We start from the raw sequence: 15,701 nt of genomic DNA, 5'->3' as shown, positions 1-15,701 counted from the left end.
CGCCGCCGCACGCGGCCCGGCATGCTCGCCCGCGCCCACACAGACCTCACCGTGCACGGGAGGCAAAGCCATGGGCGACAAGGTCAAGGAACACCCCGGAGCCGCCGGCAGGGCTACAGCGGCCGACCACCCCGCGTCCGTACGGAATGTGGTACTGGTCGGCCACTCCGGATCGGGCAAGACCACATTGGTGGAGGCTCTCGCGTTGACCGCGGGAGCGGTGAACCGGGCGGGCCGGGTGGAGGACGGCGGCACGGTCTCGGACTACGACGACATCGAGCACCGGCAGCAGCGCTCCGTACAGCTGTCGCTGGTACCGGTCGACTGGGACGGAATCAAGATCAATATCCTGGACACCCCGGGATACGCCGACTTCGTCGGTGAGCTGAGGGCCGGTCTGCGCGCGGCGGACGCGGCCCTTTTCGTCGTCTCGGCCTCGGACGGGGTGGACGGCTCGACCCGGATGGTGTGGGAGGAGTGCGCGGCCGTCGGGATGCCCCGGGCGATCGTCGTCACGCACCTGGAGGCCGCCCGCGCGGACTTCGAGGAGATGACCCGGGTGTGCGCCGAGGCGTTCGGCGCGGACGACCCCGACGCCGTACTCCCCCTCTACCTGCCGCTGCACGGCCCGCAGGGTCCGGACGGGCACGCGCCCGTGACCGGTCTTGTCGGGCTGCTCACGCAGAAGCTGTTCGACTACTCCTCCGGGGAGCGCAAGGAGTCCGAGCCCGGGCCCGACCAGCTGCCGGACATCGACGAGGCCCGCAACCGGCTGATCGAGGGGATCATCGCGGAGAGCGAGGACGAGACGCTCATGGACCGCTATCTGGGCGGCGAGCAGATCGACCTCAAGACGCTGATCGAGGATCTGGAGCGGGCCGTGGCGCGCGGGGCGTTCTTCCCCGTGCTGGCCGCCGCCCCGGCCACCGACGGCGCCCGCCAGGGGCTCGGCACGGTGGAGCTGCTGGAGCTGGTCACGCGGGGGTTCCCGACCCCGTTCGAGCACCCCACGCCCGGGGTCACCACCATCGACGGCGAGCCGCGCGACATCAAGCCGTGCGACACGGGCGGTCCGCTGGTCGCCGAGGTGGTGAAGACCGCCTCCGACCCGTACGTCGGCCGGGTCTCGCTGGTCCGGGTCTTCTCCGGCACCCTGCGCCCCGACGAGACGGTCCACGTCTCCGGGCACGGCCTCGCCGACCGCGGCCACGAGGACCATGACGTCGACGAGAAGATCGGCGCCCTGTCCATGCCGTTCGGCAAGCAGCAGCGACCGGTCACCCATGTCATCGCCGGTGACCTCGCGTGCGTGGCGAAGCTCGGCCGCGCGGAGACCGGGGACACCCTTTCCGGCAAGGACGACCCGCTGCTCATGGAGCCGTGGGAGATGCCCGACCCGCTGCTGCCACTGGCCATCCAGGCGCACAGCAAGGCGGACGAGGACAAGCTCTCGCAGGGCCTGTCCCGCCTGGTCGCCGAGGACCCGACCATGCGGCTCGAACAGAACCAGAACACCCACCAGGTCGTCCTGTGGTGCCTCGGCGAGGCGCACGCGGACGTCGCCCTGGAGCGGCTGCGCAGCCGGTACGGCGTCCAGGTCGACGTCGTACCGCACCGGGTGTCCCTGCGCGAGACGTTCGCCGGCCGGTCAGCCGGGCGCGGCCGGCACGTCAAGCAGTCCGGCGGGCACGGGCAGTTCGCGATCTGCGAGATCGAGGTGGAACCCCTGCCCGGCGGCTCCGGCATCGAGTTCGTCGACAAGGTGGTCGGCGGCGCCGTGCCCCGGCAGTTCATCCCGTCCGTCGAGAAGGGCATCAGGGCCCAGGCAGCCAAGGGCGTCGCGGCCGGTTACCCGCTCGTCGACGTGCGGGTCACCCTCCTCGACGGCAAGGCGCACTCGGTGGACTCCTCCGACGCCGCCTTCCAGACGGCGGGCGCGCTGGCGCTGCGGGAGGCGGCCGCGGATGCCCGGATCCATCTCCTGGAGCCGGTGGCCGAGGTGTCCGTGCTGGTCGGCGACGACTACGTGGGTGCGGTGATGAGCGACCTGTCGGGGCGGCGCGGCCGGGTCCTCGGCACCGAGCAGACCAGCGGCGGGCGCACGCTGATCAAGGCCGAGGTGCCGGAGTTCGAGATCGGCCGGTACGCGGTCGACCTGCGCTCCCTCTCGCACGGCACGGCGCGTTTCAGCCGCTCGTACGCCCGTCACGAGCCGATGCCACCGCAGATCGCCGAGAAGATTCGCGAACAGGTCAAGGAGGCCTCGTAGTTGGCGTCATAGTCGTCATAGGCGTCTTGGGCGGTGGGTCGTCACAGGCGCCCCAGGCGTCACAGGCGGTGAGTCGTCACAGGCGACGACAAGGGTGTTCGGCGGACGGCTTCGGCCGTCCGCCGACGGTTGTCGGTGGCCGGGGATACCCTGAGTACTTGATCAACAGGTGTGCGGAGTACGGAAGTCGGGAAGGCCGCAGAAGCGGGACGGCGGCAAGTGGGGGCGGGAATGAGCTTCGAGGACTTCTTCGGGCCACAGGTGCCCAGGCCGGGCGGCGAGGCGCAGGCCCCGACCTATGCCCTGGCCTCGGCGGCCTACCGGGACACGCCGATGGAGGAGATCAAGAAGGCCGACAACGAGTGGCACCAGTCCACGGTCAACGAGGGCCGCAAGTGGGCGAAGATCTTCCGGCCCAACTTCGGTGAGGCGTACTCCCAGGCGGTCATCGACCGCATGCTGGGCGTCGGCCGCAAACCGCTCGTCCAGTCCTTCGGCAGCGAACCCCAGGTGGTCGTCGAGCACTGCCTCGCCGCCAACCGCATCCGCAAGGAACGCGACCAGCGCCTGACCGCCATCATGCTCCTGTGCGGCGTGCTGTTCCTGCCCGGCCTGGTGGTCTGGCTGCTGGTCTTCCAGCTCCGCGCGACCATGCTGAAGGCCGGCGACAAGCGGGTCTCCGGGCTCGGCAGCGCCCTGCTGGCCGCCGTCGGCGTGCTTGCGGTGATCTTCCTGATCCGGATGCCGCTCACCGGCTTCTGGGGCTGGTACGCGCGCGGCTGCATCGTGCTCCCCGTCGTCGGCTGGTACCTGGCCAAGCGGCTCTGCGAGAGCACCGCGAACGACCTGCGCGGGGCCTGGGACGGTCTGCTCTCCGGCGGCAGCGTCGGCGCGAAGGTCCCCGAGGCGGTGCCGACCAGCCCCGACCAGGCCGCGGCCGAGCAACTGCGCCAGTCGCTGGCCCGGCTCAGCGCCGAGCAGCAGTCCAACGCGGTCTTCTACGCCGGCACCAAGGGGATACTCGGCATGGGCACCCGCTGGGGTTCCTGGGTGCTCGCGGAGGAACTGGTCCCCCTCGACCCGGTCAAGGGCGTCCACGAGTTCCGGGCCTGGACGGTGGTCCGGGAGATCGAGAAGGAGCTGAGCGTGCTGCACCGGCAGCACCTGAAGACCGGCGGCTTCCCGGAACCCCAGGTCAAGCACTGGATCGTCACCCATGTCGGTGCGGGCGCCAAGGCGGTGTCCAGGCCCGAGGGCACCGACTACAAGGTCGGGCCGGCGGACGTGGAGCGGATCTGCAACAGCAACCACTTCGACAAGGGCGAACGGCACTACCTGGGCGTGCAGTGGCCGTACCTGTGGAACGGCGACCTGATCATCACGATGATGGCGACCGTGACCGTGCTGAAGGAGACCCTCCGCATCGAGGTCACCGGACATGCCCTGGGCCCGGTCAACGGCCTGTTCAACGGCAAGCCCGAGGCCCCCACCAAGACGGTCGCCAAGACCGTGCGGTTCTGGGAGACCCGGACCGTCAAGCTGCCGCTGGTCACCGCCGACGAGGTGGTCCGCCTCGGCGCCCGTGCCACCATCAGCTGGTACCCGCCGCTGCTGAAGTGGCTCGGCGGCTCCATAGGACTGCCCGAGCCGTTCGGACTGCGGCACGCCTGGGCCGACCAGCCCTGGGACCATCGCTTCATGGCCGACGACGCGCTGCGCGCCGCCACGCCGATACTCCGTGCCGTGCACCGGGCCGCGCTCAGTGTCCTCAAGGAGCACGACGTCGACATCGACAAGTTCAACTCGCGGGCGGGGAACCTCAGCGGAGCGGTCCAGGACGCGTCGCCGAAGAAGGCGGACAAGTACGACGCGTGAGCCTGCGGCGGCAGAGCCGAAGAGAGGGGCCGCAGGCGCCGCCCGGGGGCTGCCGCCCCCACCCCCGCTTCGGCCTGAACGGCCTCGGCCTCAGACGCCGGACGGGCTGATCACGCCGGCGTCGGCCAGGCCTCGGCCAGCATCTTGCGGGTGTCGGCCAGCAGTTGCGGCAGCACCCGGGTGTGGCCCACCACCGGCATGAAGTTCGTGTCGCCGCCCCAGCGCGGGACGATGTGCTGGTGCAGGTGGGCCGCGATGCCCGCGCCGGCCACCGTGCCCTGGTTCATGCCGATGTTGAAGCCGTGCGCGCCCGAGGCCGTGCGCAGCGCCGTCATCGCCTGCTTGGTCAGCTCGGCCAGTTCGGCCGTCTCCGGGCCGGTCAGGTCCGTGTAGTCGGCGACGTGGCGGTACGGGACCGTCATCAGATGGCCGCCGTTGTACGGGTAGAGGTTGAGCACCGCGTAGACGTGCTCGCCGCGCCGGACGATCAGACCGTCCTCGTCGGATTTGGCCGGGATCGAGCAGAAGGGACAGCCGTCGTCGGCCCCCGGGCCGGTCGGCTTGTTCTCGCCCTGGATGTAGGCCATCCGGTGGGGCGTCCACAGGCGCTGGAACGCGTCCTGCGTCCCCACTCCGATCTGCTGCTCCGGCTCACTCGTCATGCTAGGCAGCATATGGCTTCGCCCGTTCGCGGCGTGTCGCCGGGGCCAGCGGAAACCGCCGGGCGGCGAAGCTGGGCGAATGGACGACGAGAGCCGCCTGGACCGCTGGGAGCAGGGGACGGACCTTCTGCTCGGCATCGCGTCCCTGGTGTTCCTGGGCTCGTACGCGGTGCACGTGCTGGCGCCCGGCCTGCCCAGGGCCGTACACGACCTGTTCCTGTCGCTGACCTACGGGGCGTGGGGGCTGTTCGTCGTCGACTACGCGGTGCGCTGGCGGATCAGCGGTGAGGGCCCGCGCTTCGTACGACGGCAGTGGCTGGACACGCTCGTCCTGCTGCTGCCCCTGCTGCGGCCGGTGCGGATCGTGCGTACCTACGAAGCGATGCAGCGCAGGCACGGGCACCCCCGGCTCGTGCTGCAGGCCCGCGTGATGACCTACGCGAGCCTGTCGATCGCCCTGCTGGGCTTCGCCGGGGCACTCGCCGTCTACCAGGCCGAGCGCGGCGCCCCGAACGCCACGATCCGCTCCTTCGGCGACTCCGTGTGGTGGACCTGCTCGACCCTGTCGACCGTCGGCTACGGCGACGTCACCCCGGTGACCACGCTCGGCCGGACCATCGCGGTGGGGCTGATGGCCTGCGGGATCGCCCTGCTCGGCGCGGTCACCGGCTCGTTCTCCTCGATGCTGCTGCAACGGTTCGCGCTGGAGGACGAGGAGGACGCGCTGGAGGGCAGGACAGCGAAAAGGCCCCCGGAGAAGTGATCTCCGAGGGCCTCCCGCGAGGGTGCGGAATCAGACCTGGGCCCGCTCCTCGACCACCTGCGCGATCTTGGCGATGGCCTCCTCGAACGGGATGCCGTTCTCCTGCGAGCCGTCGCGGTAGCGGAAGGAGACCGAGCCGGCCGTCATGTCCTCGTCGCCCGCGATGACCATGAAGGGCACTTTCTGCTTCTGGGCGTTGCGGATCTTCTTCTGCATCCGGTCCGACGACGCGTCGACCTCGATGCGCAGGCCCTTCTTCTTGGCCTCGGCCGCGAACTTCTGCAGGTACTCGACGTGTCCGTCGCCGATCGGGATGCCGACCGCCTGGACCGGCGCCAGCCACGCCGGGAAGGCGCCCGCGTAGTGCTCCAGGAGCACCGCGAAGAACCGCTCGATGGAGCCGAACAGGGCGCGGTGGATCATCACCGGGCGCTGCTTGGAGCCGTCGGCAGCGGTGTACTCGAGGTCGAACCGCTCGGGCAGGTTGAAGTCGAGCTGGACGGTCGACATCTGCCAGGTGCGGCCGATGGCGTCCTTGGTCTGCACGGAGATCTTCGGACCGTAGAAGGCGGCGCCGCCCGGGTCGGGGACGAGCGGGAGGCCCTGCTTCTCGGCGACCGCGCGGAGCGTCTCGGTCGCCTCCTCCCAGACCTCGTCGGAGCCGACGAACTTCTCCGGGTCCTTGGTGGACAGCTCCAGGTAGAAGTCGGTGAGACCGTAGTCGCGGAGCAGGTTCAGGACGAAGGTGAGCGTCTTGTCGAGCTCGTCCGCCATCTGCTCCTTGGTGCAGTAGATGTGCGCGTCGTCCTGGGTGAAGCCGCGGGCGCGGGTCAGGCCGTGCACGACGCCCGACTTCTCGTAGCGGTACACGGTCCCGAACTCGAAGAGCCGCAGCGGCAGTTCACGGTAGGAACGGCCGCGCGCGTCGAAGACCAGGTTGTGCATCGGGCAGTTCATGGGCTTGAGGTAGTAGTCCACGCCCTCGTCGAGCTGCATGGGCGGGTACATGCCGTCGGCGTACCAGTCCAGGTGCCCGGACGTCTCGAAGAGCTTCCCCTTCGTGGCGTGCGGGGTGTAGACGAACTCGTAGCCCTCCTCCTCGTGCCGGCGGCGCGAGTAGTCCTCCATCACGCGGCGGATGATGCCGCCCTTGGGGTGGAAGACGGCGAGCCCGGAGCCGATCTGCTCGGGGATGGAGAACAGGTCCAGCTCGCTGCCCAGCTTGCGGTGGTCGCGCTTCTCGGCCTCGGTGAGGAAGTCCAGGTGCGCCTTCAACTCGTCCTTGGACGGCCAGGCGGTGCCGTAGATGCGCTGGAGCATCGGGTTCTTCTCGCTGCCGCGCCAGTAGGCGGCCGCGTTGCGCATCAGCTTGAACGCCGGGATGAGGCGGGTGGACGGCAGGTGGGGACCGCGGCAGAGGTCCTTCCAGCACAGCTCGCCGGTCTTTGCGTCCAGGTTGTCGTAGATCGTCAGCTCACCGGCGCCGACCTCGACGTCCGCGCCGTCGTCGCTCGACGCCGAGCCCTTGAGGCCGATCAGCTCCAGCTTGTAGGGCTCGTCCGCCAGTTCCTCGCGGGCGGCCTCGTCGGTCACCACGCGGCGGGAGAACTTCTGCCCGCGCTTCTGGATCTCCTGCATCTTCTTCTCGATGGCCTTGAGGTCATCGGGATGGAAGGGCTTCTCGACGTCGAAGTCGTAGTAGAAGCCGTCCTTGACCGGCGGGCCGATACCCAGCTTGGCCTCGGGGAAGAGCTCCTGCACGGCCTGCGCCATGACGTGCGCGGTGGAGTGGCGCAGGATGCCCAGACCGTCCTCGGAGGCGATCTCGACACCCTCGACGGTCTCGCCGTCCTTCAGCTCGTACGCGAGGTCCCTGAGCTCGCCGCCCACACGCGCGGCGATGATCGAGCGCTCGCCGGCGAAGAGCTCGGCGGCCGTAGTGCCCGTCGTCACCACGCGTTCTTCCCGCTCGGAATCGCGTTGGATGATCACACGGACGTCTGACACCGGTCTCTCCTGCCTGAAGGTGGATGCGGCGCCATACCAGGAGCGCGCGCAATACCGGATCGTACCGACCCGGCCCCACCGACCGCTAAACGGTCACCCACAGTCCGCGGTCAGTCACAGTCGTCCCCGCTGCACGCCTCCTCGAAGAAGTCGAGGTTCTCCTGGAGCGACTTCACCAGACGGTCCCGCTCGGCCTCGTCCACCTGCACCGGTACGACCCCGGAGGCGCCGGACAGCCGCCGGAACCCGCCCCGGCTCTCCAGCCGCCCGTGCACCCGCACCGGGAGCCCGACGAGGTGGGCCTGCCCGGCGATCCGGTAGTCCTCCTCGTCGAGGGTGACCCGGACGTACGGCACCTCGGCGCCCGCGATGACCCGCAGCCGTACCGCGCCCTCGCCACGCGGCTCCGAGCGGCGCATCCGGACCACGGTGCCGGTGATCCGGACCGGTACGGAGGGTTCGTCGCGCAGGAAGCGGGCGCCGGCCTCGCGCAGCACGGGCAGGTCGCCGGGTGAGAACTCGACGGGCTCGACGGTGGACGCGCAGTCATTGGGGACCCCGGCACCCGGAGCCCACTCCACGGAGATCCGGGCGCCCTCGGTGCCGCGCACGAGCGTGACCAGGGCGTCGGTCAATTCACGGCTCACGCCCGCCTCGACGGCTCCGTCGAAGGCGTCCATGCCACCGGTGGCCCGCTGGTAGTCGATGGCCTCGCGGGCGGCGAACAGGGCCTGGTGGAGGCGTACGGCGAGGGGCCGCCCGGTGCCGACGGGCACGAAGGCGGTCAGGCCGCGGCCGCCCTCCGCCGAGCCCACGAGGACGGACTCCAGCATGGCGGCGGCCGCACGCTTGTGCCGGGCGCCGTAGTAACCGGCACGCGCGCGCGTGGCGAGCGCGCCGGCCAGCAGGGTCCCCCGGGCCGCGGTGCGCAACTGCTCCTCGACCGTCCAGGGCGTGGCGTCCGCGGGACCGCTCGGCACGTCCCGCCACCAGCGGATCTCGTCGCTGGGCACCGCCAGCCCGACCAGCACCTCACGCGCGGCGGGCGTACCGCTGCGCACGAGAGCCGTGAGCGCCTCCCCGAGCAGATCGTCACTGTCCGGGAAGGCGCGGCTCTCCGGTACGAGCAGGCTGGTGCCGGTGTTGCCCGGCCCGGGTGGGGTCCAGCGGCCGTATCGCCCCGGGGCTCCCCCGCGCCGCTGCCAGCCGTGCCGGCGCAGCAGGGCGCCGAGCACCACGGGGTCGACCTCGGTGGGCTCGGGAGGATGGTTCCAGTGGGGGTCCACCGGATGCGGCCGGACTTCCCGCAGCTGCTCCTCGTACGGACGGTGCCTCATGGTCGTCCTCCCGTCCCGACCCGCGTCATGATCTCGCAGAGCGCCCGGTCGTCGAAGATGCGCGCGGTCGGAACCCGCACGGTGGTCCGGTTGCGGCCGGTGATCGGGTGCCCTGCCAGGTTGACCCAGTAGCAGCAGTGGCGCAGATCGAGCCGGTCGTGGCTGGCGCGCAGCCAGTCGTCCTGGGAGCGCGGAACCAGCATCACCACGAGGATCTTGTGCACCGACACCGGTGTGCGGGCGAGCTTGCGCAGGTGGTCGTTGTCCAGCGTGAAGGAGAAGAAACGTCCCGGCGGGTTGGCTGCGATCTGGTACGTGCACTTGAGCTGCACCTTGATGGTCACCTCGTCGTCGACGGTGTGCCCGGGTGAGCCATGGCTGACGTGCCAGTCGATGCCGTTGTCCGGGAACGGCTGCGAGAGCGAGCAGCCGGCCGCCGCGGCGACGGCGTGCAGATATCCCACCTGCAGTGTCTCCATGCAGGCGGTGGTGGCGAGTGTGCCGCGATGGGGGCCCGTGCGTTCGGGCAGCAGCCCGCCCCGCTCGGGCTGCGCTATCGCCATGACCAATAGCCTTCCCAGCCAAAGAGTTTCCCCGTGGCGGGCCGCTGAACTGCAAAGACCCGCACTCCTGTTGTGTCCTTCCGGCGTACGCCGCAAACGGCCCGGGTATCACCAAACGGGCAGAAGACGGAACGTCAGCTGCCGTGGGTGAACGAGGAGTTGTATTGGCATGACGTGCTGGTACGAGGGGCCCTTGGCGGCCTTCGACACGGAGACCACGGGCGTGGACGTGGAGACCGACCGCATCGTGTCCGCCGCGGTCGTCGTCCAGGACGCCCCGGGCACCCGGCCACGGGTGACCCGATGGCTGGTGAACCCGGGCATACCGGTGCCGGAAGCGGCGACGGCGGTGCACGGGCTGACGGACGAACACCTGCAGCACAACGGCCGTTGGCCGGCGCCGGTGATGTACGAGATAGCCGAGGAACTGGCCGAGCACGCGGCGATGCACCGCCCGCTGGTGGTGATGAACGCGCCGTTCGATCTGACGCTCCTGGACCGCGAGTTGCGGCGGCACCGGGCGTCCGCACTGGACCGCTGGTTCGAGGCGAGCCCCCTGCTCGTCCTCGATCCGCGGGTCCTGGACAAGCATCTGGACCGCTACCGCAAGGGCCGCCGCACCCTGACCGACCTCTGCGCGCACTACGAGGTCACCCTGGAGGGCGCGCACGACGCGGCCGCCGACGCACTGGCCTCACTGGATCTGGTACGGGCGCTGGGCCGCCGTTTCGCGGCCCGGCTGGAGCGCCTGAGCCCTGCCGAACTGCACACATTGCAGACGACGTGGCACGCGGCGCAGGCGCGCGGGCTCCAGGCCTGGTTCGCGCGCAGCGGCACACCGGAGACGGTGAACACGTACTGGCCGCTACGGCCGGAACTGCCGACGGCAGCGTGAGGGGCGGGGCGCCGGCCACCCGGCGCCCCGCCACATCACGGCTTCACGGCTTCACTTCAGAGCCTCACGGCTTCACTTCACGGCGTCACGGCTTCATATCGCGGCGAGGCCGAGTTGCCGCAGCATGCCGAGTTCGTCGCTGCTGCCCCAGCGTTCGACGAGCTTGCCGTCGCTGTCGAAGCGGCTGATCTGCATGCCCCGGTAGCTCACCTTCCTGCCGGTCGCCGGCCGCCCCAGGAGCGGCCCCAGATGCGTCCCGGTGATGACGTAGGCGAAGGCCAACTCGTCGTCGGTGGCCATCAGGTGCTCCACCTGGACGTTCAAGTCAGGGAAGGCCTCGCGCAACTCGCCGAACATGCCCTTGTACCCCTCGGGCCCCGGCCCCTGCCCCGGGGCGGGGTCATGGTCGACCGAGTGGGAGGCGACGATCTCGTCGAGGGCGTCGAGGTTGCCGGAGACGACGGCCTCTCCGAAGGCGGTCTGCGCGGCGATGTTCGCTTGCTGAGCCATGGGCCCTCCCGGGCGTGTCTCGGGCACCGGCCTGTGCGTCGGCTGAGAGGTCCGCATCCATGCCGTTCCTCGACCGTACCTCCGCCGCTCGCCCCCGGCATGCCCGCACGGCAGGCCCCGACGACGCCGGGCCCGTCCGTGGACAGGCCCAGCGATCCGATGGCGGGCCGGAAGGCCACGAAGTCCTCGGACCAGGACACCGGTCTCGCGCACCCGCAGGGGCGGTGTCACCGGCGGGTCGCGTGCCGCAGGGAGTGCCAGGCGACCACCGCTCAGGCGACCACGAGCAGTACGTACAGGACGACGGCGCTCCAGACGAAGAGCTGCGAGCCGGTGCGGGCGGCGAGGGCGCTGGTACCGGTGACGCAGGCGCCGAGCGGGAAGATGAAGGACCACCAGGTGGGTGCGAAGGGCAGTCCCCCTCGGACCTCCCGCACGGTCAGCGCCGTGGCGAGCACCAGCCACAGCGTGGCGAAGCCCCAAATACCGATCCCGCCCAGGAGCGCGGCGACCGCACTCCCACGCGCGTACGGGGCGGGCAGCGTGCTCGGCGCCGCCGTGGCCAGCGCGCCCAGCGCCGTCACCGCCTGGTCCAGCGCCCCCACGCCGATCCACACGGTGGGCACCGTCGCACCGCTGGGCGCGTCATGATGCACCAGACGGCTGTACACCATGGCCAGCACCAGCAGGACCGCCAGCAGCCCGAGCCCGAGCATCGCGAAGCAGCCCAGCAGCAGGGCCAGCCGTGGCTGCCCGGCCGGCGCCCGCGGGACGAGGCTGACCGACCGGCGAGGGCGACCGTCAGGCGCTCGTGATGGTCCGTCCCGGCATCGGCTCGGCGAGCGCGGCCCGCCAGGCCGGTGAGCCGAACGGGCCGGCGAAGTACTGGGTCCCGTGCACCACGTGCTGGTCGGCGAATTCCATGATGCTCACCGAGTACGAGGGCACACCGTCGTAGGTGATGACGCACTCACTCACCCATACCTGCGCGTGGCCGGTGATCCGCAGGACGGTGAAGTGCCGGTCGGCGGGGTGCCCGCCGCGTTGCGCGGCGATCGTCTCGCGCCCCCGGAAACGCTCACCGGACTGCGGGTAGTCCAGGATCGCGTCCTCGGCGTAGACGGCATGCTCGGCTTCGATGTCCCCACGTTCCGATGCCCGCCAATGCTCTTCGATCGCCGCCCTGATCCGGGAATCAGCGTCCATGGCACCACCTTTCCGCAGCGGTGACAGCCTAGGCACCCCTGACCGCGGCCGGCCGAGGGCAGGCGGGCGCGGGCAGTCGGGTCCACCATTCGGCCGGACCACACGCAAAAAGGCCGGTCCGCACAGGCGGACCGGCCTTCCCGGTGGTGGGCGATACTGGGTTCGAACCAGTGACCTCTTCGGTGTGAACGAAGCGCTCTCCCACTGAGCTAATCGCCCGGGAACGCAGTGAACGATACAGGGACCGGCGGGTTTCGTTCAAACCGCTTGCAGGTGCCCGAGCAGTCCGCGCCGTCCCGCCCACATCATCAGCCGGTGGTTGGCGCGGAAGAACGGCCGCCCGGGGACCGCCAGTCGGCGCAGCAGCGGCTTGCTGACGTCGACGACCTGGTCGTAGCGGGCCAGGGTGCCGGTGCCGTCGGCGGTGATCGTCCAGCGGGACCAGCCCTCGATGTCACCACTCATCACGATCTCCAGCACCCCGGCGGCCGGGTCGCGCCGTGCCTCGCGTGCGGTGAACGTCATGTCGTACGGCAGGACCGAACGGATGGTGATGACGCCGGTGGTGTCGTTCAGCCGGCTGACCGCACGCACCTGCGGCCACCAGCTCGGGTAGTCCTCGACCCGCTCAAGGGCCCGGTAGACGGCGGCGCGGTCGGCGGGCAACGGCCACAGGCTGCGGAAGCGGTAGTGGGTCCAGTCCATGGGCGGAGTCTGCCCACCGGATTGATCTGAGTACGCGTACTCATGCCGTACGGAGTGACCTGGACCACACTCTTGGGTGCGAGCGCCGCCGCCCGTGCGACGGCGCTCCCCCTCTCACCCGTTACGACGGCATCTTGTCGCCCAGCAGGGCGAGGTTCTCGATGGCCGCGAGCCCGTACAGCGCGGTGTCGTTGGAGGACACCCAGCTCGCCTCACTGCCCGCCACCAGTGTGACCGGGCCGGAGAGCGGCTCGGTCTTCCATGGCGAGGACTCCGTGTAGCCGTCGGAGCTGTAGAACTTCGTCCACGCGCGCTTGGCGAGCGTCTCGTCGCCGGTCTTCACGGCGGCGTACGCGTCGAGCCGGGAGTGGCCCTGGAAGAGCAGCAGGGTGCCGAAGTTGGCGCCGTAACGTGCCGCCTGTTCGGCCTTGGTGGCGTTGAAGTAGCGGCAGTAGTCGAAGTACACCTCGTTGAACTTCGGCATGTCGGTCAGGTGGATGAGTTCGGCGCAGAGCTCGTTCAGGCCGAAGACCGCCGACAGGTGGGACACGGAGACGACCGGGGTGGCGGCGGTGGCGAACTTCCCGGTGTCGAGGTCGTAGAGGCCGCTGCCCTGCACGAAGCCGTTGGGCTGGGCGGCGATGCCCTCCATGGTCGACAGCACGCGCGCCTTGGCCTTCTCCCACTTGGGGCCCTTGCGTTCCCACTCGGTCAGCCAGGCCGACACCAGACCGCTCCAGTCGGTGCCGAAGCCGATGGAGAGGGCGTGCCGGTCGGGTGTGTAGGGGTCGGTGCGGATCTTGCGGAGCGGGTCGAGGACGAGGAAGGTCTCGTCGGAGTCGACGTTGGCCGCCATGAGGTCGCCGACGCGTTCGTCGGCGGTGAGGAAGTAGTAGAAGCGCCGGTAGGTGGTGTTGGAGATGCGCTGCTGCTTGGCGCTGTCCGCGAAGTGCTGGACGCCGTGCCGGGTACCGAGGCCGGCCCACTGGCCGAGGTGGTAGACGTCGACCTCGCCGGTGTGCCGGGTGAGCGCCTCCGCGAACCGGAAGATGTCCGCGCGCCCGCTTCTGAGGTACGCGTACCAGAGCCACAGGTCGGGCGAGAGCTCGGAGTTGTCCCAGGCGTAGCCGCCGACGTCGTACCGCCACTGGTGGCGCACGGTGTCGTAGGTGTGCATGAAGTCGCCGTAGTCCCAGAAGCCGTACCAACGACGTTGCTCCACCTGGTCCTTGTAGTAGGTGAACAGGAAGTCGAGGTGGTCCTCGATCTTGGCCTTGGCGGCGGTGGAGCGGTCCGGCTCGGAGTAGAGGCCGGGGCCGAAGACCTCGGCCTTGATGAGCTGCCTGGGCGGGGCGGCGAGTTGGGGCAGTACCCGGACGGCGTCGACCTGGTCGGCCAGCGCCTCCGGTGTCGGCGTCGACTCGTTGGCCCAGAAGAGGAGTTCGGAGGTGCGGGCGATGCCGTAGGGGGTGCCGAACTCCGGCTCGTAGTCCTCGTAGGTGATCTCGAGGCCTTGGAGCTGTTCGGCGTAGGTGTCCTGGCCCATGCCGTCGTGGTAGAAGCGCAGGTCCATCGGCTGGGCCTCGGGCGACCAGAGCCAGAGGGTGACCTCGGCCTCGTCGGTGTGGGCGTCCCGGATGTCCAGCTGGGCGGGGAACTTCTCCCAGAAGTCCCGGAGACCGAAGGAGAGTCCGCCGCTCGCGCCACCGACGTAACCGAAGCCGGAGGCCCGTCTGCCGCCGCCGGCCGCGATCCAGCCGTACCCCTTCGTGGTGCGCTTGCGCAGGGTGAAGCCGTCGGCGGAGAGCTGGGCGAGGGTGTAGTCGCCCCAGTGCGGGATGTACTGCAACCGTGTCGTCACCCGCTGGTCCCAGGTGGACGGGTCGGCCAGCTTCTGCCCCGCGTACTGGGCCGCCTGCACGGCCGCGCCGGGGTCGCGGCGCAGCCCGGTGATGCCCTGGACGGCCTCCCGCAGCAGGCCCGGTCCCTCGCCGCCGATGCGGATGTGCCGGTCGTAGGCCTCGTCGCGCATCGGCACGCCGAACCGCACGCCGAGCCCGCGGATGAAGTCACCGCTCGCCTTGCCAGGCTCCTGGGTGCCGTCGTAGGTGATCGTGTGGACCATCCGGAAGGAGTCGGCGCCCGCGTAGAAGTAGAGGCGGATCGAGAACGGCAGCCAGCTCCGGCCTCCCTTGCGGTGCTTGCCGTCGATACGGACGACCGCGCGGACCGGGCCCTCCTGCTCGACGGTCACGGCGTCGATCGCCCCGTCGAAGCGCTCGGACTTGACCGTGCCCTGGTCCTCGTCCTCGATCTCGGGCTGGCGGATGAGGACGAGCCGCCCGTTCCTGGCGATCTCCGTCGAGCCGCGGGTGACCGACTTGACGAGCGTCGAGCCGTTCTTGCCGATCTTCACGCCGATCACGCCGGTGGACACGTCGATCGTGCCGCCGCTCTTGTCGACGGTGACCTTCTGCGCGGGGGCGGCCGGGTCGCCCGCCGCGAGCGTGAGCTTGCCGTTGCCCGAACTCACCGCGTGCGCGGTCCACTTGAGGGAGCCGTCCGGCCAGTAGCCGATCGGCCAGGACTGGACGGGCACGTTCTTGCCGTCCTCGTCCGTCAGCGCGAAGGTCTGGTCCTCCTGGAACGCGCCCATCGGCCAGGGCACCCCGACGGTCGAGCCGGGCGCGGCACCGAGGCCGCCGTCCTCCAGCCAGTCCAGGGTCACCGGGTCCGCGTCGGCGGCCTCGGCTCCGGGCGCGGCCTGCGCTTCCTTGGCGCCCAGCGCCCAGCTGAACTGGGCGGCGGCACCGGCGACGGCGGCCGCCTTGAGAAGGGATCTGCGGGGGATGGGAGACATGGTCCGCCTTTCCTTTCCGTACGCGTGCGGGGTAGTCAGGGGGTAGTCA

Annotated in this window: 12 protein-coding genes, 1 tRNA gene and 1 pseudogene; 4 read left to right on the top strand and 10 right to left on the bottom strand. The window is 70.3% G+C overall.

Going from position 1 to position 15,701, the window contains the following annotated elements:
• Nucleotides 1-70 precede the first annotated feature (70 nt).
• Together AB0D59_RS16345 and AB0D59_RS16340 are read left to right on the top strand one after the other, a co-directional pair.
• Entirely contained in the window at nt 71-2,269 is a 2,199-nt protein-coding gene (locus tag AB0D59_RS16345) for an elongation factor G-like protein EF-G2 (protein WP_362565286.1), read from the top strand.
• Nucleotides 2,270-2,500: 231 nt separating this feature from the next.
• Nucleotides 2,501-4,144 (top strand): hypothetical protein, encoded by a 1,644-nt coding sequence (locus AB0D59_RS16340; RefSeq protein WP_362565284.1) that lies wholly within the window; start codon nt 2,501-2,503, stop codon nt 4,142-4,144.
• A 110-nt stretch (nt 4,145-4,254) separates the two neighbouring features.
• On the opposite strand, the gene AB0D59_RS16335 is transcribed toward AB0D59_RS16340, so the two are convergent.
• A complete protein-coding gene (locus tag AB0D59_RS16335) occupies nt 4,255-4,818 on the bottom strand; it encodes an HIT domain-containing protein (protein WP_362565282.1) in 564 nt (187 codons plus the stop codon).
• Between the two features lie 67 nt (nt 4,819-4,885).
• Between AB0D59_RS16335 and AB0D59_RS16330 the strand changes: the two genes are divergently transcribed.
• Entirely contained in the window at nt 4,886-5,569 is a 684-nt protein-coding gene (locus AB0D59_RS16330; RefSeq protein ID WP_362565280.1) for a potassium channel family protein, read from the top strand.
• Nucleotides 5,570-5,599: 30 nt separating this feature from the next.
• On the opposite strand, the gene thrS is transcribed toward AB0D59_RS16330, so the two are convergent.
• The 3 genes from thrS to AB0D59_RS16315 all read right to left on the bottom strand — a co-directional run bounded on the left by thrS (nt 5,600) and on the right by AB0D59_RS16315 (nt 9,476).
• A complete protein-coding gene (thrS, locus tag AB0D59_RS16325; RefSeq protein WP_362565278.1) occupies nt 5,600-7,576 on the bottom strand; it encodes a threonine--tRNA ligase in 1,977 nt (658 codons plus the stop codon).
• Nucleotides 7,577-7,686: 110 nt separating this feature from the next.
• Nucleotides 7,687-8,913: a hypothetical protein gene (locus tag AB0D59_RS16320; RefSeq protein WP_362565276.1), complete on the bottom strand. Its 1,227-nt coding sequence runs from the start codon at nt 8,911-8,913 to the stop codon at nt 7,687-7,689.
• Complete coding sequence (locus AB0D59_RS16315) at nt 8,910-9,476, bottom strand: DUF4365 domain-containing protein (protein ID WP_362565274.1); 567 nt, start codon at nt 9,474-9,476, stop codon at nt 8,910-8,912. Before AB0D59_RS16315 ends, AB0D59_RS16320 begins: the two co-directional genes overlap by 4 nt.
• A 169-nt stretch (nt 9,477-9,645) precedes the next feature.
• Between AB0D59_RS16315 and AB0D59_RS16310 the strand changes: the two genes are divergently transcribed.
• Nucleotides 9,646-10,371 carry a 3'-5' exonuclease gene (locus tag AB0D59_RS16310; protein ID WP_362565272.1) on the top strand — a complete coding sequence of 242 codons (726 nt, stop codon included), beginning with the start codon at nt 9,646-9,648 and terminating at the stop codon, nt 10,369-10,371.
• 93 nt (nt 10,372-10,464) lie between these two features.
• On the opposite strand, the gene AB0D59_RS16305 is transcribed toward AB0D59_RS16310, so the two are convergent.
• The 6 genes and pseudogenes from AB0D59_RS16305 to AB0D59_RS16280 form a co-directional block, all read right to left on the bottom strand.
• Complete coding sequence (locus AB0D59_RS16305) at nt 10,465-10,881, bottom strand: ester cyclase (RefSeq protein ID WP_362565271.1); 417 nt, start codon at nt 10,879-10,881, stop codon at nt 10,465-10,467.
• A gap of 272 nt (nt 10,882-11,153) precedes the next feature.
• Nucleotides 11,154-11,642 (bottom strand): annotated as a pseudogene (locus AB0D59_RS16300) (C4-dicarboxylate ABC transporter); the annotation flags it as partial.
• A gap of 40 nt (nt 11,643-11,682) precedes the next feature.
• Nucleotides 11,683-12,087, bottom strand: coding sequence for a nuclear transport factor 2 family protein (locus tag AB0D59_RS16295; RefSeq protein ID WP_362565269.1), 405 nt, complete (start codon nt 12,085-12,087; stop codon nt 11,683-11,685).
• A gap of 144 nt (nt 12,088-12,231) precedes the next feature.
• Nucleotides 12,232-12,306 (bottom strand) — tRNA-Val (locus AB0D59_RS16290).
• A 39-nt stretch (nt 12,307-12,345) separates the two neighbouring features.
• A complete protein-coding gene (locus AB0D59_RS16285) occupies nt 12,346-12,792 on the bottom strand; it encodes an SRPBCC family protein (protein ID WP_362565267.1) in 447 nt (148 codons plus the stop codon).
• Between the two features lie 121 nt (nt 12,793-12,913).
• Nucleotides 12,914-15,652 (bottom strand): Tat pathway signal sequence domain protein, encoded by a 2,739-nt coding sequence (locus AB0D59_RS16280; RefSeq protein WP_362565265.1) that lies wholly within the window; start codon nt 15,650-15,652, stop codon nt 12,914-12,916.
• Between the last annotated feature and the right edge of the window lie 49 nt (nt 15,653-15,701).

This window comes from Streptomyces sp. NPDC048417 (genome assembly GCF_040651615.1).
GTDB lineage: Bacteria > Actinomycetota > Actinomycetes > Streptomycetales > Streptomycetaceae > Streptomyces.
The sequence above is the reverse complement of the archived record's forward strand: the minus strand, read 5'-3'. Positions and strand labels throughout refer to the sequence as shown.